We start from the raw sequence: 17,988 nt of genomic DNA, 5'->3' as shown, positions 1-17,988 counted from the left end.
AAGATAGCCGCGTGGCACGACGCCCTCGCACCCCTTTGTCTCAGGAAGGCCCTGCGCTCCCGGACCCGGGCTTCAGCCCGCAGCATGCGCTGGAATTGGTGCGCTCCGCCGTCCCCCCGGTGCATCCGGCCGGGCGGCTGTTCATCGGCGCCGGGCTGGCGCTGGCCCTCGCTGGACGCAGGCACCGATGGGTGCGGCGGGCGGGCCTGCTCGCCGCCGGCGCCTGCGCGGGGTTCTTCCGGCATCCGCCGCGGGTGCCGCCAACCAGGCCCGGGGCGATCGTCGCACCCGCCGACGGCGAGATCTGCGTGATCGACGTCGCCGCCCCGCCGGCCGAACTGAGCATGGGCGACGCGCCGCTCCCCCGCGTCAGCATCTTCCTGTCAGTGCTGGACGCCCATGTGCAGCGCGCCCCGGTCACCGGCGAGGTGATCGCCGTGCAGCACCGGCCGGGCCGATTCGGCTCGGCCGACCTGGCCGCGGCGAGCACCCAGAACGAACGCACCAGCCTGCACCTGCGCACCGCCGACGGGGCGGACGTGGTCGCGGTCCAGGTCGCCGGGCTGCTGGCCCGGCGCATCATCTGCGACGCACACGTCGGGGACAAGCTGACGATTGGTGACACCTACGGCCTGATCCGGTTCGGCTCCCGGCTGGACACCTACTTGCCTGCGGGCTGCGAACCGCTGGTCAAAGTCGGCCAGCGGGCGATCGCCGGTGAGACTGTCTTGGCCGAACTGCGATGATCAGCAAGCCGCGCGCGCGCCCGCCGGTCAACCTGCAGATCCTGCCGAGCGCCATGACGGTGCTCTCCGTGTGCGCGGGACTGACGTCGATCCGCTTCGCTCTCGAACACCAGCCCAAGGCCGCGATGGCGCTGATCGCCGCGGCCGCCATCCTGGACGGGCTCGACGGGCGCGTGGCCCGCATCCTGGACGCCCAGTCGCGGATGGGCGAAGAGATCGACTCGCTGGCCGACGCGGTGAACTTCGGCGTGACACCCGCGATCGTGCTGTACGTGACGCTGCTGACCTCGTCGCCGGCGGGGTGGGTGGTGATCCTGCTCTATGCGGTCTGCGTGGTGTTGCGGCTGGCACGGTTCAACGCCCTGCAGGACGACGGCAGCCAGCCCGCCTACGCGCACGAGTTCTTCGTCGGCATGCCCGCGCCGGCCGGCGCGATCTCGATGATCGGGCTCATCGGACTCAAGCTGCAGTTCGGCGACGGCTGGTGGACATCGCCGCTGTTCCTGTGCATCTGGATCACCGGCACCTCGATCCTGATGGTCAGCAAGATCCCGATGCGCAAGATGCACGCCGTCGCGGTGCCGCCGAGCTGGGCGGCGCCGCTGCTGGCGGTGCTGGCGATCTGCGCGGCCGCGGCGGTGCTGGCGCCCTACCTGTTGATCTGGGTGATCATCGTCGCCTACCTGTGCCACGTGCCGTTCGCCATCCGCAACTCGCGCTGGCTGGCCGCGCACCCCGAAGCGTGGGATGACGAACCCAAGCAGCGCCGCGCGGCGCGGCGGGCGATCCGCCGGGCGCAGCCCAACCGCCGGTCGGTGGCGCGACTGGGCCTGCGCAAGCCGGGCAGGCGCGTGCCGTGAGTCGCTCCGGCGACGACGCAGGCCGCTCCGGCTCGGTCCGCCAGCTCACCCTGACCGCCCGGCTGAACACCTCCGCCGTCGACTCTCGCCGCGGTGTCGTGCGGTTGCATCCGAATGTCGTTGCTGCACTGGGCATTCGGGAATGGGACGCGGTGTCGCTGATCGGGTCGCGCACCACGGCGGCCGTGGCAGCCCTGGCCGGCCCGGACGCGGCCGTTGGCACCGTGCTGCTCGACGACGTGACGCTGTCCAACGCGGGGCTGCGCGAGGGCACCGCGGTGGTGGTCGGCACGGTCACCGTCTACGGCGCGCGGTCGGTGACGTTGTCCGGCTCGGCACTGGCCACCCAGTCGGTCACGCCGGTCACGCTGCGACAAGCCTTGCTGGGCAAGGTGATCACCGTCGGTGACGCGGTCTCGCTGCTGCCCCGCGACCTGGGCCCGGGCACCTCCACGTCGGATGCCACCCGCGCGCTGGCCACCGCGGTGGGCATCAGCTGGACCTCCGAGCTGCTCACCGTCACCGGCGTCGACCCCGAGGGACCGGTGAGCGTGCAGCCCAACACGCTGGTCACCTGGGGCACCGGGGTGCCCTCCGGCGCCGGGGCGGCGCCGCAGGTTTCGGTCGAGGTCGCCAGGCCGGAGATGGTCGTCGAGGAGCTCAAAGGCACTCAGCCGCAGGCGGCCAAGCTCGTGGAATGGCTCAAGCTGGCGCTCGACGAACCGCACCTGCTCAAGACGCTGGGCGCCGGCGCCAACCTCGGCGTGCTCGTGTCGGGCCCGGCCGGCGTGGGCAAGGTGACGCTGGTGCGCGCGGTGTGCGGCGACCGCAGGCTGGTAACCCTGGACGGGCCCGAGGTCGGCGCGCTGGGCGCCGAGGACCGGCTCAAGGCCGTCGCCTCGGCGGTACAGACGGTGCGCGCCGGGGGCGGCGTGCTGCTGATCACCGACGTCGATGCCCTGCTGCCGGCCACCGCCGAGCCGGTGGCCTCGCTGATCCTGGGCGAGCTGCGCACCGCCGTGGCCGGCGACGGCGTCGCCCTGATCGCCACCTCCGCGCGACCCGACCAGCTCGACGCCCGGCTGCGGGCCCCCGATCTGTGCGACCGGGAGCTGGGCCTGCCGCTGCCCGACGCCGCCACCCGCAAAGCGCTGCTGGAGTCGTTGCTGCGCAACGTGCCCACCGGCGACCTTGAGCTCGATGAAATTGCCTCGCGCACACCGGGTTTCGTTGTTGCCGACCTGGCCGCGCTGGTGCGCGAGGCGGCGCTGCGGGCGGCGTCGCGGGCCAGCTCCGACGGGCAGCCGCCCGCGCTGAAACAGGAGGACCTGGTCGGTGCGCTGACCGTCATCCGGCCGCTGTCCCGTTCGGCCAGCGAGGAAGTCAGCGTCGGCAACATCAGCCTCGACGACGTCGGCGACATGGCCGAGGCCAGGCAGGCGCTGACCGAGGCCGTGTTGTGGCCGTTGCAGCATCCGGACACGTTCGCGCGCCTGGGTGTGGACCCGCCGCGCGGGGTGCTGCTGTATGGGCCGCCGGGCTGCGGCAAGACCTTCATCGTGCGGGCTCTGGCCAGCACCGGGCAGCTGTCCGTGCATGCCGTGAAGGGCTCGGAGCTGATGGACAAATGGGTGGGCAGCTCGGAAAAGGCGGTGCGCGAACTGTTTCGGCGCGCCCGGGATTCGGCGCCGTCGCTGGTGTTCCTCGACGAGGTGGACGCGCTGGCCCCGCGGCGCGGACAGAGCTTCGATTCGGGTGTGACCGACCGGGTGGTGGCCGCGCTGCTGACCGAGCTCGACGGCGTCGACCCGCTGCGCGACGTGGTCGTGCTGGGCGCGACCAATCGGCCTGACCTCATCGACCCGGCGCTGCTGCGCCCAGGCCGGCTGGAGCGGCTGGTCTTCGTCGAACCGCCGGACGCGGCGGCACGACGCGAAATCCTGCGCACGGCAGGCAAATCGATTCCGCTGAGCGACGACGTCGACATGGACCAGGTGGCGGCCGGGCTCGACGGCTACAGTGCGGCCGATTGCGTGGCGCTGCTGCGGGAGGCCGCGCTTACGGCCATGCGTCGCTCCATCGACGCCACCGATGTGACGGCCGCCGACCTCGCGGCGGCACGCGAAAACGTCCGCCCCTCTTTGGATCCCGCACAGGTCGAGTCGCTACGGGCGTTCGCCAAAGCTCTCTAGCACCGCGCGGGCCGAGGCCGCCACGTCTTTTTCCAGCCAGGTCGGCATCGGGTCGTCGTGCGCGTGGCGCCGCACCACGGCGTAGGGCAGGTCGGCGACCGCTCGCGCGACCGCGTCGACCGATCGTGGCCGGGAGTTGCCGTAGAGCTGCCGGGCGAGCGCGGCGACCCGCCGCGTCAGCGGGGCGTTCATCGCGGCCAGCCGCTGCTGGAATGCGGCGTCCGGCTCGTCGTCGAGCAGGTCACCGGGCCGGATGGTCAACAACAGGCGCGCGTCCTCGGGCAGTGCGCGTGCGAAGCGGACGGCGGCCACGGCCATCGCCACGGCGGTGTCCGTCGGGGTCTCGCCCTCGGCGGCCAGCGCCCGGGCCTGGAACCGTTCCAGCGCGCGCAGCCACGCCGCCGTCAGGATGCCGTCGCGATTGCCGAACCGGTGATACAGCGTGCCCGCAGGTGCGGCACTGGATTTCGCGATGGCCGCCACACTGGCCGCGCGCGGGCCGCCGTCGAGCACCAGCGCTCGGGCTGCGTCGAGGATCACATCGGTTTCGTGCTTCCGCGGGGGTGCCATGATCTAGTACATTCCTTCTATATGGAACGATTACCCTATATCGACGAGCATGCCATAACCATCGACGCCGGTCGCGAAGACACGTGGGCGGCGCTGCTGCGGGTGATGTGCCGCGACCCGCACGACCCGTCGACCGTGCCCTTCGGCTTCGCCCTGGACGAGGCCGTCCCACCGGCGCGGTTCGCACTCAAGGGCCGGCATCTGTTCGCGGTCTACCGGTGGGTGTTCGAGCTGGACGAACTCGACGGTGCCCGCACCCGGCTGCGGGCGGTCACCTGGGCCGACTTCCCCGGCATTCACGGCAAGGCCTATCGGGCGCTGGTGATCGGCAGCGGCGGGCACCGCGTGGTCGTGCGCCAGACCCTCAAACGCGTTGCCGCGGCGATGCTCGACGAGCGGGCGCAGATCGGCGAGACCGCCGCCGACTACGTCGACGTGTTCGAGGTGCCCATCGCCGCCGGTGACGCCCGCACCGCCGAACAAGCCTTTCGCGACGGCCTCGGCGACAAGCCGGGCGCGGGCGGCCGACTGGTGTTGTGGATCCACCGCAACGTGCTGAGGCTGCGGCTGGGTCCGCCCCGCTCCCCCGGGCACCTCATCGGCTGGCCGATCGTCCGCTCGGATCCCGACGAGCTGGTATTGGCGACGCGCGGACCGCTGATGCGCGGCGAGCTGACGCTGCGCCGCCAGGACGGCCGCCGGGCGGTCCTGACCACCCGGCTGCACTACCGCCACCGGGCCGCCGCCCGGGCGGTCTGGGCGTTGATCGGCCCGCTGCATCGGGTGGTGGCGCCACGGCTGATGCGGCGCAGCGCCGGCCGAGGCACTGCCGAGTCGGCGCTGATCCGGCCATGACGTGTAGGCCCGGGGTTTGGGGGGTATGGCTGCCACACGACTCAATCGGGTGCGCGGTTCGGCGCTGAGGTCGTCAAACGTGTTTCCGTGCGAGTAGGGGGCGAGACAAGGCATGCGGCGCCCGTCCGACGGCAGGCCAACTGATGTTGCGAGCGCCAACGCTGCTGAAAGCGCGCCACGTTGACGACGAATCAGGCGCTTGAACAGGTTGGTACCGCCCGGCGATGGTCGATGCTCGTTGTCTCGCAATTGGCTTCGCTGTCGGCCAACGTCTTCATCAATGGCGTCGCCTTCCTGATCCCTATGCTGGCGCACCGCGGGACCAGCCTGTCGGAGGCCGCCTTGCTTGCCTCGATGCCAAGCGTCGGAATGATGTTCACCTTGATCCCCTGGGGCTATCTGCTCGACCGCATCGGTGAACGGATAACCCTTACCCTGGGTCTGGGACTGACGGCGGCGGCGGGCGTCGCTGCGGCATCGGTGCATTCGATGATGGCGGTGGGGGCCTTCCTCATACTCGGCGGGATGTCGGCCGCCAGTTGCATCACCGCCAGCGGTCGCCTGGTGACCGGCTGGTTTGCCGCGCACCAGCGCGCTCTGGTCATGGGCATCCGACAAACCGCGCAGCCATTGGGGATTGCCTTGGCGGCCTTGGTCATACCAGAGCTCGCGAAACGTAGCTTGTCGACGGCGCTGTTGTTCTCGGCCTGCCTGTGCGCGGTGGCAGCGCTGGGGAGCCTCATCGGGGTAACCGATCCACCGCGCCCGTCACGCGCTGATGTCAGCGTTCGAGAAGTCGCTGACCTGTACCGCGGGACGCCTTTGTGGCGCATCCACATCGCCTCGGCCCTGCTGATGGTGCCCCAGCCGGTGGTTCTGACCTTCATGCTGGTCTGGTTCATGAGCGAGCGCGGCCTGTCGATGGCGCTAGCAGGCGCAATGGTCGGTGTCTCGCAACTACTCGGCGCAATGGCCCGCATCGCGTCGGGCCGGTGGGCGGATCGTATCGGGTCACGGATGCGGCCGCTCCGAAGGATCGCCATCGCCACCTCGGCAGTGATGATCGTGCTGGCGCTCACCGATCAGCTGGGTTGGGGAGTTGCGGTGGCCGTCATGGTCGTCGCATCGGCGATAACGGGCGACAATGGTCTGCCGTTCACGACGATCCCCGAAATTGCCGGGCCCTTTTGGAGCGGATGGGCACTGGGCAAACAGAACACCTTCGAGAGGTTGGTGGTTGCGGTCGCGCCCCCCGTTTTCGCGGAGTTGATCATGGCCGCCGGCTACCCGTGGGCCTGGGCGGCGTGCGCTGTGTTTCCGCTGACGGCGTTGCCGTTGCTGCCGGTGCACGATCCCCCTGAACACACGGACAGCAATGAGGCGTAGATCGTCATCGCTCGGCCGCTGCTGTCACAGGCGAGTTCTCGATGAGCAGGCACTTGTCGAGTTCCAGTCCTCGAAACCTGCCAGTAGTTGCAGTTAACTGCAATCTTGCGTACAACTGCATAGCGCGGCTATGGTGACCTCTCAGCGACGGCAACGAATCGAGGGAGCCCTGATGACGGTCACGCAAAACACAGCACGGTCCGTGCGCGACTTCATGAACGACCCGATTGGCTTCTTCGGCCAGTCCTATACGCAGATGCACAGCATCGGTCGCGCGGAACTGGAAGAGCTACAACGCCAGGCCATGAGCATCCGCTTTGCCGAGCACTACCAAAGCATCGAGATGCTGCGCAAGCTGGCCGACCGCCTGGGAATCAGCGCGCTCGATGACTTCAATAACGTTGTCCCCCTGCTGTTCTCGCACACAGCGTTCAAGTCATACCCGGCGGCGCTGATCGACAAGAAGCGCTTCGACCTGATGACTCGCTGGCTGGACAAGCTCACCAGCTATGACCTGTCGGGCGTGGACACCACCGGCTGCACCGGGATTGACGACTGGATCGACCGTCTCGACGAGCAGACTCCGCTGGAGGTCATCACCTCCAGCGGAACGACCGGCACCATCTCGATCCTGCCCAAGGACAAGCGCGGCGCCGAACAAGGCATGACGCTGTGGAAGATCTGCCTGTTCCAGACCTTCGGCCGGGAACCGACCGACGCCGAACTCAACCCGTCGGTCGATGTGGTGTGGCCCAACTTCGCCGGCGGCAAGCTCGGCCATCTGCGCATCGCCAACATGATCAAGCGGAGTTTCACCGGCGGCGACGAAAGCAGATTCCACGCGCTCTACCCCGGCGCGGTCGACACCGACCTGATGTTTTTGGCCTCCAAGATGCGCGCGGCCGCGTCGCGCGGCGAACTCGACCGTCTCGAGATCGATCCGGCGCTGGCGACCCGCAAGGACGAGTTCATCGCCATGCAGGCGCGCCAGGCTCAGGACCTGGAGGCCTTCTTCACCCGCATCACCGAGCAGCTTCGCGGCAAGCGGGTGTTCATGACGAGCGCCTATCACCAGATGTATGACATCGCCAGGGCCGGTCTCGAGCGTGGAGTGCGAAGCGTGTTCGCCCCCGACTCGGCGATCCTGACCGGCGGGGGCATGAAAGGCGTTGCGCTGCCGGACGATTTCATGGACGTCATCAAAGACTTCCTCGGCGTCGACCGCATCCAGGTCGGGTACGGCTTCTCCGAATCGAGCACCTTCCACTGGGGTTGCAGCCAGGGCCGCTACCACGTGGCGCCGTGGGTCATCCCCTTCGTGCTCGACCCCGACACCAGCGAGCCCCTGCCCCGCACCGGCGTGCAGACCGGCCGCGCCGCCGTCTTTGACATCCTGCTGCGCGCCCACTGGGGTGGCGTCATCTCCGGCGACGAAGTCACCATCGACTGGGATCTGCGGTGCCCGTGCGGACAGGCCAGCGTCGCGTTCGAGCGGGACATCATCCGCTACAGCGAGAAGCGGGGCGTCGAGGACGACCGGATCACCTGCGCCGCAACGCAAGAGGTGCACAACGAGGCGCTCGACTTCATGAAGGGTGTCGAGCTGTGATCGCCTACACCGTCCCGCTCTTCCTGCGGGGCCGGGTCATCACCGACGACCTGGTGCCGTTCGACGCCCGCGTCGGCGCCGCACAATTCCAGGCACCGGACATGAGCAAGCACGTCGAGCGCCTGCCGCTGCAGAACCCGGGACAGCTCAGCGACCTCTACGAGCTGAGCTTCGACGAAATCCTCGACGTGCTCGCCGCGCTCGGGGACGCGCTGGACTTCGAGACGAACGTCCACCTGCAGGAGGCCTACGAAGCCTCGCTGGTCGCCAACGTGCTGCCGGCCGAGATGTTGCAGAACAGCTATCGCGTGCTGCCACCGCTGTTTTCCCGCGACAACGTCCTCGAGATCGCCGACACCCAGGTCGGGCTCGACTACCTGAACGGCTGGGTGCCGCACCGGTTGGGCGACGGTCGCGAATTGCGGGTGCGCGCCTTCGGGTCGCGCGTGCTGCACATCCCCGCCGGCAACGGCGGCTTGGTCTCGGCGGTGACCATCCTGCGTTCGGTGATCACCCGCTCGGACGCCATCATCAAGGCGCCGTCCAACGATCCCCTCACCGCCGTCGCCATCGCCCGCGCCCTGGCCGACGTCGCGCCGGATCACCCCATCACCAGGCATCTCGTCGTCGGCTACTGGAAGGGCGGCGATCTGGCCGTCGAGGAAACCCTCTACCAGCCCCACCATCTCGAAAAGATCGTGGCCTGGGGCGGATTGGCGTCGGTCAAACACGTGACCCGCTACATTCAGCCCGGTTTGGAGCTGATCGCGCTGGACCCCAAACGCAGCGCCACCATCATCGGCGCCGAGGCGTTCGCCGACGACGCGACGCTGCGCGAGGTGGCCCGCCGCGCGGCGATCGACATCGGCGTGGCCAACCAGGAAGGCTGCGCCAACGCCCGGGTCATCTACGCGCTCACCGGAACCGACGCCGCGGGCCTGGCCGACGCCAACCGGCTCGGCGAACTCATCTACTCCGAACTGGTCCGGCTGCCCGCGGTGGTCAGCACCGCGCCGCGCTATCCCAACCGCGAACTGCTCGAGCACGTCGAGGCCTCGCGGATGGCCGAGGACTTCTATCGCGTCATCGGAGGCGAGCAACGCGAGGGCGCCATCGTGGTCTCGCAAATCGATGAGCCGGTGGACTATTCGCCGATGTTGTCGGGCCGTGTCGCCAACATCGTGCCGGTGGATAGCATCGACAAGGTGACCGCCGCCGTGAATGCCTACACCCAGACCATCGGCATCTACCCCGAATCGCTCAAGCGCCGGCTGCGCGACACCCTGCCGTTGTTCGGTGCCCAGCGACTGACCAGTCTGGGATATGCCTGCAGCGTGGCACTCGCCATGCCCCAGGACGCCATCGAGCCGATCCGGCGGATGTGCAGGTGGATCGTCGACGAGGAATGCGACCCGAGCGTCGTCATCCCGCTGTGGGCGGTCGCGCAGGCATGACCACCGCGCTGCAGCTCGTCGATGGAATCGACCTGTCCGGCAAGACATGTGTCGTCACCGGGGCGTCGTCGGGGCTGGGCCGCGAGTCGGCCCGGGCGCTGGCCGCCGCGGGCGCCCGCGTCATCCTGGCCGCCCGCAACCCGGAGGCGCTCACGGAGACGGCCCGGTGGATCGCGGCCGAGGTGCCCGGCGCCCGCACCCCGACGGTGCCGCTCGACCTCACCGCGCTGTCCAGCGTGCGCGCGGCGGCCGTCGCGATCTGCGACATCACCCCAGTCGTCGATGTGCTAATGAACAACGCCGGCGTCATGTTCACACCGTTCGGCCGCACCGGGGACGGCTTCGAATTGCAGATCGGGACAAACCATTTCGGACACTTCGAACTCACCCGGCTGCTCATTCCCCAGCTCGCGGCCGCCAGTGGTGCCCGCATCGTGGCCCTGTCGTCGGGCGGGCACGTGCTGGGTGACGTCGACTTCGACGACCCCAACTGGGAGCGCCGCGACTACGACAAGTTCGCCGCCTACGGGGCGTCCAAGACGGCGAACATCCTGCATGCGCTGGAAGCCGACCGGCGTCTGCGTGACCTCGGAATCCGCGCCTACGCCGTGCATCCCGGCACCGTGGCCACCTCACTCGCACGGTACATGTCCCGCGAGGACTTCTCGCGGCTGCGCAAGCTCGCCGCCGCGAACCGCCCCGAGCCTTCCGACGGCTTCCTCGACTTCGCGACGCCGGAGCAGGGCGCGGCCACCCAGGTGTGGGCGGCCGTCAGCCCGGAGCTGGCGGACCGCGGTGGGCTCTACCTGGAAGACTGCGGCATCAGCGCGGCTGCTCCCCATGCTCGCGACGAGCGGCGGGCCGCAGAGCTGTGGGAGCTGTCCGAAAAGCTCTGTGCCACAGCATGAGTAGGATTGAGCGTCGGAAACGCGAGGTGCGGGAGAGAATTCTCACGGCCGCCTTCGACCTGTTCTTGGACCACGGGGTCGCGGTCACCACCATCGAGGAGATCTGCGAACGCGCCGACGTGGCGAACCGGACGTTTTTCAACCACTTCGCCACCCGGCAGGACATGGTCCGCGCGCTGGCCGAACAGCGGCTGGTCAACCTGCACGATGTCGTCTTCGACCGCGCCGACGAACCGATCCCGGCGCGACTGGTCGGTGTGTTCGACGACATCGCCGCGACGCTGGCCGGATCGGGCGACACCTACCGCGAGATGATCGGCGAGATGCTGACCACCAGCGGCTACGGCATTCAGCGCGGATCCAACCTGCACGACACCTTCGTCGAGCTGGTCAAGGAGGGGGTGGCGCGCGGTGAGGTCGGCGCGCGCCACGACGCACAAACGCTGGCCGACATCATGGTTGGCGCCCTGTCCGGGGGCATCCTCAACTGGACGCTCGACCGGAGCTACTCGCTGGAAGCCAACCTGCACAACCTCGGCGCCGCACTGTCCACGTTGCTCACAGCGGACGCCGGTTCATAGCTCGGGAAGCGGCGTCCACTCGTGGGACAGCCGTGCGGTGAAGCCCGGCGGGCGGCGGTCCAGGAATGCCGCCACGCCCTCGGCGGCATCGGCGCCGCCCATCACCCGCTGGTGCAGCAGGGTTTCCAGCGCCGCGACCTGTCGCGGCGTGTAGCGGTTGATCGCGCTGTCCCACAACAGCCGTTTGCACAGCGCCGCAGACATCGGTGCCACGTTGACCGCGATGTCGCGGGCCAACGTCAGCGCGTGGTCGAGCACCTGATCGGCGGGCAGGGCGCGGTTGGCGACGCCGAGCGCGGCGGCCTCCGCGCCGTCGAAGGTGCGCCCGGTGAGCAGGAGGTCGGCGGCCACCCCCAGGCCGGCCAGCTGGCTCAGCGTCCAATGCGCCATGCAGTCGGGGATCACACCCCGGCGGACCTGCACCACACCGTATTTCGCGTCTGCGGCGAGGATGCGGAGGTCGGCCTGCAGCGCGATGGTCAGCCCGATGCCGATGGCGTGGCCGTTGACAGCGGCGATCACCGGCTTACGCAACTCGAAGGCGGCCGGGGTGATCGGTGACGCCGAGAACGCGCCTTCATCCGCCGGGGCGTCGAACGGGCTTGCCGCGCCGGAGAAGTCGGCACCGGCGCAGAAGGCGCGGCCCGCGCCGGTCAGCACGATGGACCGGACGTCGTCGTTCGCGTCGCAGTCGCGGTAGGCGCCGCTCAGCAGCGCACCCATCTCGGCAGTGTAGGCGTTGAGATGGTCGGGCCGATTGAGCGTGAGTACCGCCACGCCGGAGTCGATTTCGACCGTCAGGTGCGCGCTCATGGCACGGCCGGCGCCCGGTGCAGGGCGCCGATCATGTCGGCGACGTCGGCGGGGCGGGGCGTGTATCCGGGGAAGTAGCAACACACCTCGGTGACGTACTCGCCGAACCGCGCCGCGATCTGGCGTGCGCACTCCTCGGGCGTGCCGACGATCCCGATCCGGCCCACCATCTCGTCGGTGATCAGCCGGCGCATCTCGGCGAACCGGCCCTGCTTGGACAGCGCATTGAGCTCGGGCTGGACCTCGGCCCACCCCTCGACCTGCAGCACGGGCAGGTAGGCCGGGGTCGAGCCGTAGAACGCGATCAGCGAAGCCACCCCGTTGACCGCGGCCGCCAGATCGGCCTCGTCGCGGCCGACGGCGACCATCGCCTGGGCGATGATCTGGAATTGAGCGAACGTCCGCCCCGAGCGGCGCAGCCCCTCCCCGATGGCGGGCACGGTGCGTTCGGCGAAGTGGTCGGCACTGTTGAACGGCATCACCAACAGGCCGTCGGCGACCTCGGACGCGGTGCGCGTCATCACCGGGCCCAGCGCGCCCAGCAGCACCGGCGGCGGCCCGAACGGGTTGGGCCCGGGATTGAAGTTGGGTGCCATGATGGTGTGCGTGTAGAAGTCGCCGCGAAAATCCAAGCGGGCCCGTCCTTCCCACGCGCCGAAGATCGCCTTGATGGCCGCGATGGCCTCGGCCATCCGCGGTGCCGGCCGGTCCCACGTGCTGCCATAACGCTTTTCGATGTGGGCCTTGATCTGTGAGCCGAGGCCCAGCCGGAACCGGCCGCCGCTGTAGAGCTGCAGGTCGTAGGCGGAGTGCGCCAGGTGTAGCGGGCTGCGCGGCGGGGCGATCGCCACGTTGGTCATCAGGTCCAGGCCGGTCGTTCCGGCGGCGATCAGCAGCGGAAAGAAGACGTCGTGCTGGCCCTCGAAGGTGAAAAGTCCGTCTGCGCCCGTCGCGGCGATGTCGGCGGCACCGCGCGCCGCCAGCGTCGGGGAGCCGTCCACCTGCAGGTGAACCCTCATCGTAAACTCCTGTCGCGCATCACTATTCGGAAAGCTGGAACTCCACCACCTCGGCGACCGCGTTCACGGCCTCGCGCAGCGCGACGAGACGCTCGGCGGCCCCCGGCGCCGATAGCACCGAGTAGCGGTCGGCCGTGCCGATCGGGATGCGAGACGCCAGCGCGTACAGTCGGTTGCCCGCCGGACCACCCCGGTCGTCCCCCAGGATCACCTCGCGGCCCGGCAGCGTGATGTCGCGCGCCCGCGCGATCCGCTCGAACAGCGCCATGGCCCGGTCTTCGACGTCGAGCAGCTGCGCGTCGGACACCACATCGCCGGGCTCGTCGGGCCACGGCGTGACCGTCGCGCGCGGATAAGGGTCGTCGGGCAACCATTCGGAAACCCGAATGCGTTCTCCGGTACGGCAATTCAGCGAGTACCGGCCGGCGCCGTGGTCTACGCAGTCCGCGATGTGGGCCAGCACGCCGACGTCGCAGCGCGCGTCGCCACCCCCGACCTCGCGCCCGCGTGAGATCAGTACCACCCCGAACGGGTCGCCGGTGTCCAGACAGCGTCGCACCAGTTCGCCGTAGCGCGGCTCGAAGATCCGCAACGGCAGGTCCTGGTCGGGCAGCAGCGCCGACTCCAGCGGGAACATCGGTAGCTCAAGGGTTTCCGTCATCAGATATCCAGTTCGGCCACCAGCGCGTCGACGACCGCGCGCAAGTCGCCGTCGTGTTCTTCGGCCACTCGGCGCTGGCGCTGGTAGGAGGCGCCCTGCCGGGGAATGTCGGCCACCGCGGCCAGCTCGTCTGCGCAGTCCAGCTTCCTGGCCACCGGCTCGAGCCGGTTCAGCACGTCGTCGAGATCCTCGGTGACCAACCGCTCGTTGCTGTCGGCGTCCAGGATGATCACCGCGTCCAGGCCGTAGCGGGCGGCGCGCCACTTGTTCTCCTGGTTATGCCAGGGCGGCATGCTCGGTAACGACTCGTCGGCTTCCAGCCGGCGGTCCAGGTCGACCACCAGGCAGTGCGTCAGCGCGACCAGCGCGCCCAGCTCGCGCAGGTTGGACACGCCGTCGCAGATCCGCATTTCGAGCGTGCCCAGGTGCGGGGAAGGTCTGATGTCCCAACGGACTTCGTCGACGTGGTCGATGATGCCGGTCTTCTTCTGGTCGTAGACGAAACGTTCGAATTCGGCCCACGTCTGGAATTGGAACGGCAACCCCGCCGTGGGCAGCTGCTGAAACATCATCGCCCGGTTGCTGGCGTATCCGGTGTCCACACCCGTCCACCACGGCGAGGACGCCGACAGCGCCAGCAGATGCGGGTAGTAGTTGAGCAGCGACGTCATGATCGGCATCACCTTGTTCGGCGAGGAGATGCCGACGTGCACGTGCAAACCCCAGATCAGCATCTGCCGTCCCCACCACTGGGTGCGCTTGATCAGCTCGGCGTATCGCGGGGCGTCGGTGAACTTCTGAGAACTCCACTGCGCGAACGGGTGTGCGCCGGCACTGAACAGCTCCATGCCGCGATCCCGGACGACACGGCGGGCCGGACCCAGGGTCTGCCGCAGATCCTCCATGGCCTCACCCGCGGAGCGGCAGATGCCGGTGACCACCTCGACCGTGTTGCGCAGCAGTTCCTTGTGTACGCGCGGGTTTTCGCCGATCTCGGCGATCACCGCGGTGGCTTCGTTACTCAGGTCGCGGGTGCGTGCGTCGACGAGGGCGAACTCCCACTCGACCCCGAGGGTCGGCCGGGGTGAACGGGCGAAATCGATACGGGGGATGGCCCTTTTAGCCGGCGCCGATGACACCGCACGCCACCCGCTTGCCGGCGTCACCGGGAGTCATCGTCATGCCTTCCGGACCCGGTGCGGGGTTTTCCGCACCCGCATGAATGACGATCGCGGTCTTCTGCCCGCTGAGCAGATCCTCCATGGCGAACGCGTCCGTGGTGGTCATCAGCGTCCCTGAGCCGTCCTTGCGCACCTGCAACGGGGGCAGGTCACCGCTGGCGGGCTCGGCCGAGTGCCCGGGGGCCTGGAAGTGGCCGCCGGCGGACAGGAAGTCGCCCGGCGCGCCGCCGGTCGCGGCGGCTGAGTTGGGCTCGCACTTGCCGACCTGGTGGATGTGCACGCCGTGGAAGCCAGGCGCGAGTACACCATTGGCCGTCGTCTCGATGGTGACGGTGGCATAGCCGTTGTTGAATTCGAACGTCGCGGTCGCGACCTGAGTGCCGTCCGGCGCCTTGAGATGCGTGGTGATGCGCGGAGCGGTCGCGGGTCCGGGCTCCGCAGCCTTGTCTCCCGACGGCGACGGAGATCCGGTCCAGATCGCGGGGGTGGTGCCCGGCACCGACGACGCGTGCTGGGGTGACGAGCAGGCGCCCAGCAGCGCGACAGAACCGGCCAAAACCAAAGGAGGCAGCTTTCGCATAGCCAGCAGCCTATCGCGCGACTAGCCCGCGACGAGGACGATGACGCCGGGCGGCTCGCCGCTCAGCGCGGGGATTCGCGGTTCGACGGGTGCGCCCAGGTTCTTGCCCACCGCATCGGCGGTGGCGTGTTCGTCGCCGGCGTCGGTGTAGTACACCGTGGTGGCCGAGACGTCGGGCACCGTCATGTTGTCGACCTTGGTGACTTTGAATCCGGCGGCGGTCAACTGGTCCTTGGCGCGCGCGGCGACGCCCTCTTTGGTGGAGATGTTGTAGATCTGCACCTCGGCCTGGGTGCCGGCCGGTTTGGCGGTTGGCGTCGGCGACGCCGAACTGGTCGCGCTGCTGGACACCGGCGACGCGGAATCGTCGTCAGAGCTCCCGGAAGAACCCAGCGCCTGCCAGCCCAGCAGCACAAAAATGACGCCGAGGAACAGCAGCACCATCACCATCGCCCGCAGGGGCAGCCCGGTGGAGTCGGGAACTCGTTCTTTCATCGACCCCTACTGTAACGAGTCAGGTCACCTCGAAGCCGAGGCGCCGCGCCGCACGGGCCTTCTGCCTGCTGGCGCGCAGCCGGCGCAGCCGTTTCACCAGCATCGGGTCGGCGGCCAGCGCCTCGGGCCGATCGACAAGCGCGTTGAGCACTTGGTAGTAGCGAGTCGCCGACATCGAGAACAACTCCTTGATGGCGTCTTCCTTCACACCGGCGAACTTCCACCACTGCCGCTCGAAGGCCAGGATGTCGTGCTCGCGGCGGGTCAGCCCATCTGCGATCTCAGAGTCGTCCCCCGATCGATTTGCCCGCGCCATGGCGCTGTCCATATCGCTTCCCCTGGACCCTTCCGGCGAATTCCGAACTGCTCGAATGACTTGACTTAGCTAAGGGCGTGTTTCGGCGAATATTGAAACACGCTGCAAACCCTCAAGCCGTCATCCAGACCCGCGAGTCGGCCGATTGACCAAGATTGCCCGGAGTGCGATCGCAGACCGGGCAGCCCACGGGCGTGCGGTAGCTTAGCCGACCATGGCAGTCGTTCCAATCCGCATCGTGGGAGACCCCGTCCTGCACACCCGGACCCAGCCGGTGCCGGTCGCTGCCGACGGCTCACTGCCGGCGGATCTGGCCGAACTGATCGCCGACATGTACGACACCATGGACGCGGCGCACGGGGTCGGGCTGGCGGCCAACCAGATCGGGGTCGGCTTGCGGTTATTCGTCTACGACTGCGCCGACGACCGGGGCCGCACCGAGCGCCGTCGCGGTGTCGTCGTCAACCCGGTTTTGGAGACCTCCGAGATACCGGAGACCATGCCCGACCCGGACAACGACGACGAGGGTTGCCTGTCGGTACCCGGCGAGTCCTTCCCCACCGGCCGCGCCACGTGGGCGCGCGTCACCGGACTCGACGCCGACGGCAAGCCGGTCTCCATCGAGGGCAACGACCTGTTCGCGCGGATGCTGCAGCACGAGACCGGGCACCTGGACGGCTTCCTCTATCTGGACCGCCTCGTCGGCCGGCATGCGCGCAGCGCGAAGCGCGCCGTCAAATCCCACAACTGGGGCGTTCCCGGCCTGTCCTGGATGCCCGGCGAGGGACCGGACCCGTTCGGCCACTGATGGTCTCGTGGCCCGACCCGGGAACCCGGGTGACGGTTCGTTACCGCCGCCCGGCCGGCTCGGTGCCGCCGTTGACCGATGCGGTGGGTCACCTGCTGGCGGTCGACCCGATGGTGCGGGTGCGGACGAAGACCGGCGCGGTGGTCGAGTTCGAGCCGTCGGAGGCGGTGGCGCTGCGGGTGCTCACCGACACCCCCGTGCGCACCTCGCAGATCCGCGCGCTCGAGCATGCCGCCACCGCGGCCTGGCCGGGCGCCGAGCATTCCTGGATGGACGGCTGGCTGCTGCGGGCCGGCCCCCCGAGCGCCAAGGGAGTCGGCCTGGCCGCCAATTCCGCTGTGCCGCTGGATTTTTCCGCTGGGCTGGGCAGCGTCCCGGCGATCGTCGACTGGTATGAGCATCGCGGCCTGACCCCGCGGCTGGCACTGCCCGATCGGGTGCTGAGGCTGCCACCCGGGCCGGCCGCCGAACGCACGGAACACGTTGTGGTGCGCGATCTTTGCGACGTGGCCGCCGGTGACGCCGACGTTGTGCTGTCCGCGAGCCCCGACGACGCGTGGCTGCGGATGTCCGGCGGCGAGGTTCCCGTCGAGGTGCTCACCGCCGTCATCGACGGCGAGCTCGCGTTCGCGCGGCGCGGCGCGGCGGCCGTCGCGCGCGCCGCGGTGACCGACGCACCCGATGGCGTGCGCTGGGTGGGCCTTTCGGCGCTGCGCGGCGCGGCCGGCGCCGGTGAGCGGTCGGCCACCGACGTGTGCGAGGCCTTGTTGGCGTGGGGCGCCGATCGCGGTGCGACGCGCGGCTACATGCGGGTGCCCGACGCCGGTGCGACGACGCCGGCCGCGGCGCTGGGGTTCCGGTTGCACCACCGCTGTCGCTACGTCCCGGTACGCCCGGGCGGCTGGGATAGCGTCTAGTCCCATGCCCGACTCGCGGATCGACGGCGGCGACCCG

General features: G+C 69.2%; 19 protein-coding genes. 11 read left to right on the top strand and 8 right to left on the bottom strand.

The window, feature by feature from the left end; translation table 11 throughout:
- The first annotated feature begins 11 nt into the window (after window positions 1–11).
- From OQ789_RS05490 to OQ789_RS05480, 3 genes are read left to right on the top strand one after another with little or no spacing between them, the layout of a single operon-like run.
- The gene (locus tag OQ789_RS05490) at window positions 12–746 is read left to right on the top strand and encodes a phosphatidylserine decarboxylase (protein WP_420716044.1); all 735 of its coding nucleotides are present in this window, start codon (window positions 12–14) and stop codon (window positions 744–746) included.
- Entirely contained in the window at window positions 743–1,606 is an 864-nt protein-coding gene (gene pssA, locus OQ789_RS05485) for a CDP-diacylglycerol--serine O-phosphatidyltransferase (RefSeq protein WP_324684012.1), read from the top strand. The genes OQ789_RS05490 and pssA overlap by 4 nt, the downstream gene beginning before the upstream one ends.
- Window positions 1,603–3,798, top strand: coding sequence for an AAA family ATPase (locus OQ789_RS05480; RefSeq protein WP_324684011.1), 2,196 nt, complete (start codon window positions 1,603–1,605; stop codon window positions 3,796–3,798). Before pssA ends, OQ789_RS05480 begins: the two co-directional genes overlap by 4 nt.
- On the opposite strand, the gene OQ789_RS05475 is transcribed toward OQ789_RS05480, so the two are convergent.
- A complete protein-coding gene (locus OQ789_RS05475; RefSeq protein WP_324684010.1) occupies window positions 3,772–4,368 on the bottom strand; it encodes a helix-turn-helix domain-containing protein in 597 nt (198 codons plus the stop codon). The two genes, OQ789_RS05480 and OQ789_RS05475, sit on opposite strands and share 27 nt — an antisense overlap.
- Before the next feature lie 21 nt (window positions 4,369–4,389).
- On the opposite strand from OQ789_RS05475, the gene OQ789_RS05470 reads away from it, so the two are divergent.
- The 6 genes from OQ789_RS05470 to OQ789_RS05445 all read left to right on the top strand — a co-directional run bounded on the left by OQ789_RS05470 (window position 4,390) and on the right by OQ789_RS05445 (window position 11,161).
- Window positions 4,390–5,223 (top strand): DUF2867 domain-containing protein, encoded by an 834-nt coding sequence (locus OQ789_RS05470; protein ID WP_324684009.1) that lies wholly within the window; start codon window positions 4,390–4,392, stop codon window positions 5,221–5,223.
- Window positions 5,224–5,403: 180 nt separating this feature from the next.
- Entirely contained in the window at window positions 5,404–6,609 is a 1,206-nt protein-coding gene (locus tag OQ789_RS05465; protein WP_420716043.1) for an MFS transporter, read from the top strand.
- Window positions 6,610–6,781: 172 nt separating this feature from the next.
- Entirely contained in the window at window positions 6,782–8,218 is a 1,437-nt protein-coding gene (locus OQ789_RS05460; protein ID WP_324684008.1) for a hypothetical protein, read from the top strand.
- The gene (locus tag OQ789_RS05455) at window positions 8,215–9,672 is read left to right on the top strand and encodes an acyl-CoA reductase (protein ID WP_324684007.1); all 1,458 of its coding nucleotides are present in this window, start codon (window positions 8,215–8,217) and stop codon (window positions 9,670–9,672) included. Before OQ789_RS05460 ends, OQ789_RS05455 begins: the two co-directional genes overlap by 4 nt.
- Window positions 9,669–10,580, top strand: a complete 912-nt coding sequence (locus OQ789_RS05450) for an SDR family NAD(P)-dependent oxidoreductase (protein ID WP_324684006.1) — start codon at window positions 9,669–9,671, stop codon at window positions 10,578–10,580. Before OQ789_RS05455 ends, OQ789_RS05450 begins: the two co-directional genes overlap by 4 nt.
- Window positions 10,577–11,161: a TetR/AcrR family transcriptional regulator gene (locus OQ789_RS05445; protein ID WP_324684005.1), complete on the top strand. Its 585-nt coding sequence runs from the start codon at window positions 10,577–10,579 to the stop codon at window positions 11,159–11,161. The genes OQ789_RS05450 and OQ789_RS05445 overlap by 4 nt, the downstream gene beginning before the upstream one ends.
- Here OQ789_RS05445 and OQ789_RS05440 read toward each other — a convergent pair.
- Genes OQ789_RS05440 through OQ789_RS05410 form a run of 7 tightly spaced genes read right to left on the bottom strand, consistent with a single transcriptional unit; the run spans window position 11,156 to window position 16,238 of the window.
- Window positions 11,156–11,974, bottom strand: coding sequence for an enoyl-CoA hydratase-related protein (locus OQ789_RS05440; protein ID WP_324684004.1), 819 nt, complete (start codon window positions 11,972–11,974; stop codon window positions 11,156–11,158). The genes OQ789_RS05445 and OQ789_RS05440 overlap by 6 nt on opposite strands.
- A complete protein-coding gene (locus tag OQ789_RS05435) occupies window positions 11,971–12,993 on the bottom strand; it encodes a TIGR03617 family F420-dependent LLM class oxidoreductase (RefSeq protein WP_324684003.1) in 1,023 nt (340 codons plus the stop codon). Before OQ789_RS05435 ends, OQ789_RS05440 begins: the two co-directional genes overlap by 4 nt.
- Before the next feature lie 22 nt (window positions 12,994–13,015).
- Window positions 13,016–13,654 carry an LON peptidase substrate-binding domain-containing protein gene (locus OQ789_RS05430; protein WP_324684002.1) on the bottom strand — a complete coding sequence of 213 codons (639 nt, stop codon included), beginning with the start codon at window positions 13,652–13,654 and terminating at the stop codon, window positions 13,016–13,018.
- Window positions 13,654–14,793 carry a glutamate--cysteine ligase gene (locus OQ789_RS05425; protein ID WP_324684239.1) on the bottom strand — a complete coding sequence of 380 codons (1,140 nt, stop codon included), beginning with the start codon at window positions 14,791–14,793 and terminating at the stop codon, window positions 13,654–13,656. The genes OQ789_RS05430 and OQ789_RS05425 overlap by 1 nt, the downstream gene beginning before the upstream one ends.
- Window positions 14,774–15,415: a superoxide dismutase[Cu-Zn] gene (gene sodC, locus OQ789_RS05420; protein ID WP_324684001.1), complete on the bottom strand. Its 642-nt coding sequence runs from the start codon at window positions 15,413–15,415 to the stop codon at window positions 14,774–14,776. Before sodC ends, OQ789_RS05425 begins: the two co-directional genes overlap by 20 nt.
- Before the next feature lie 21 nt (window positions 15,416–15,436).
- The gene (locus OQ789_RS05415; RefSeq protein WP_324684000.1) at window positions 15,437–15,910 is read right to left on the bottom strand and encodes a LytR C-terminal domain-containing protein; all 474 of its coding nucleotides are present in this window, start codon (window positions 15,908–15,910) and stop codon (window positions 15,437–15,439) included.
- 19 nt (window positions 15,911–15,929) lie between these two features.
- Entirely contained in the window at window positions 15,930–16,238 is a 309-nt protein-coding gene (locus OQ789_RS05410; RefSeq protein ID WP_007768412.1) for a DUF3263 domain-containing protein, read from the bottom strand.
- A gap of 202 nt (window positions 16,239–16,440) precedes the next feature.
- Here OQ789_RS05410 and OQ789_RS05405 point away from each other — a divergent pair, with 202 nt between their 5' ends.
- Window positions 16,441–17,034 carry a peptide deformylase gene (locus OQ789_RS05405; protein WP_324683999.1) on the top strand — a complete coding sequence of 198 codons (594 nt, stop codon included), beginning with the start codon at window positions 16,441–16,443 and terminating at the stop codon, window positions 17,032–17,034.
- Complete coding sequence (locus tag OQ789_RS05400; protein ID WP_324683998.1) at window positions 17,034–17,951, top strand: GNAT family N-acetyltransferase; 918 nt, start codon at window positions 17,034–17,036, stop codon at window positions 17,949–17,951. Before OQ789_RS05405 ends, OQ789_RS05400 begins: the two co-directional genes overlap by 1 nt.
- Window positions 17,952–17,988 lie beyond the last annotated feature (37 nt).

The sequence above is a fragment of the Mycobacterium sp. 94-17 genome (genome assembly GCF_035617725.1).
In the GTDB taxonomy this organism is placed as follows: Bacteria; Actinomycetota; Actinomycetes; order Mycobacteriales; family Mycobacteriaceae; genus Mycobacterium.
Note: the sequence above shows the minus strand (reverse complement) of the source record. Positions and strands in the feature narration are given on the sequence as shown.

What these genes read in the sequence shown, in the direction of transcription:
- OQ789_RS05475 (WP_324684010.1), bottom strand. Translation starts at nt 4,368, where the DNA reads ATGGCACCCCCGCGGAAGCACGAAACCGATGTGATCCTCGACGCAGCC.
- OQ789_RS05445 (WP_324684005.1), top strand. Translation starts at nt 10,577, where the DNA reads ATGAGTAGGATTGAGCGTCGGAAACGCGAGGTGCGGGAGAGAATTCTC.
- OQ789_RS05410 (WP_007768412.1), bottom strand. Translation starts at nt 16,238, where the DNA reads ATGGACAGCGCCATGGCGCGGGCAAATCGATCGGGGGACGACTCTGAG.
- OQ789_RS05435 (WP_324684003.1), bottom strand. Translation starts at nt 12,993, where the DNA reads ATGAGGGTTCACCTGCAGGTGGACGGCTCCCCGACGCTGGCGGCGCGC.
- OQ789_RS05400 (WP_324683998.1), top strand. Translation starts at nt 17,034, where the DNA reads ATGGTCTCGTGGCCCGACCCGGGAACCCGGGTGACGGTTCGTTACCGC.
- OQ789_RS05460 (WP_324684008.1), top strand. Translation starts at nt 6,782, where the DNA reads ATGACGGTCACGCAAAACACAGCACGGTCCGTGCGCGACTTCATGAAC.
- OQ789_RS05440 (WP_324684004.1), bottom strand. Translation starts at nt 11,974, where the DNA reads ATGAGCGCGCACCTGACGGTCGAAATCGACTCCGGCGTGGCGGTACTC.
- OQ789_RS05430 (WP_324684002.1), bottom strand. Translation starts at nt 13,654, where the DNA reads ATGACGGAAACCCTTGAGCTACCGATGTTCCCGCTGGAGTCGGCGCTG.
- OQ789_RS05470 (WP_324684009.1), top strand. Translation starts at nt 4,390, where the DNA reads ATGGAACGATTACCCTATATCGACGAGCATGCCATAACCATCGACGCC.
- OQ789_RS05450 (WP_324684006.1), top strand. Translation starts at nt 9,669, where the DNA reads ATGACCACCGCGCTGCAGCTCGTCGATGGAATCGACCTGTCCGGCAAG.
- OQ789_RS05405 (WP_324683999.1), top strand. Translation starts at nt 16,441, where the DNA reads ATGGCAGTCGTTCCAATCCGCATCGTGGGAGACCCCGTCCTGCACACC.
- OQ789_RS05415 (WP_324684000.1), bottom strand. Translation starts at nt 15,910, where the DNA reads ATGAAAGAACGAGTTCCCGACTCCACCGGGCTGCCCCTGCGGGCGATG.
- pssA (WP_324684012.1), top strand. Translation starts at nt 743, where the DNA reads ATGATCAGCAAGCCGCGCGCGCGCCCGCCGGTCAACCTGCAGATCCTG.
- sodC (WP_324684001.1), bottom strand. Translation starts at nt 15,415, where the DNA reads ATGCGAAAGCTGCCTCCTTTGGTTTTGGCCGGTTCTGTCGCGCTGCTG.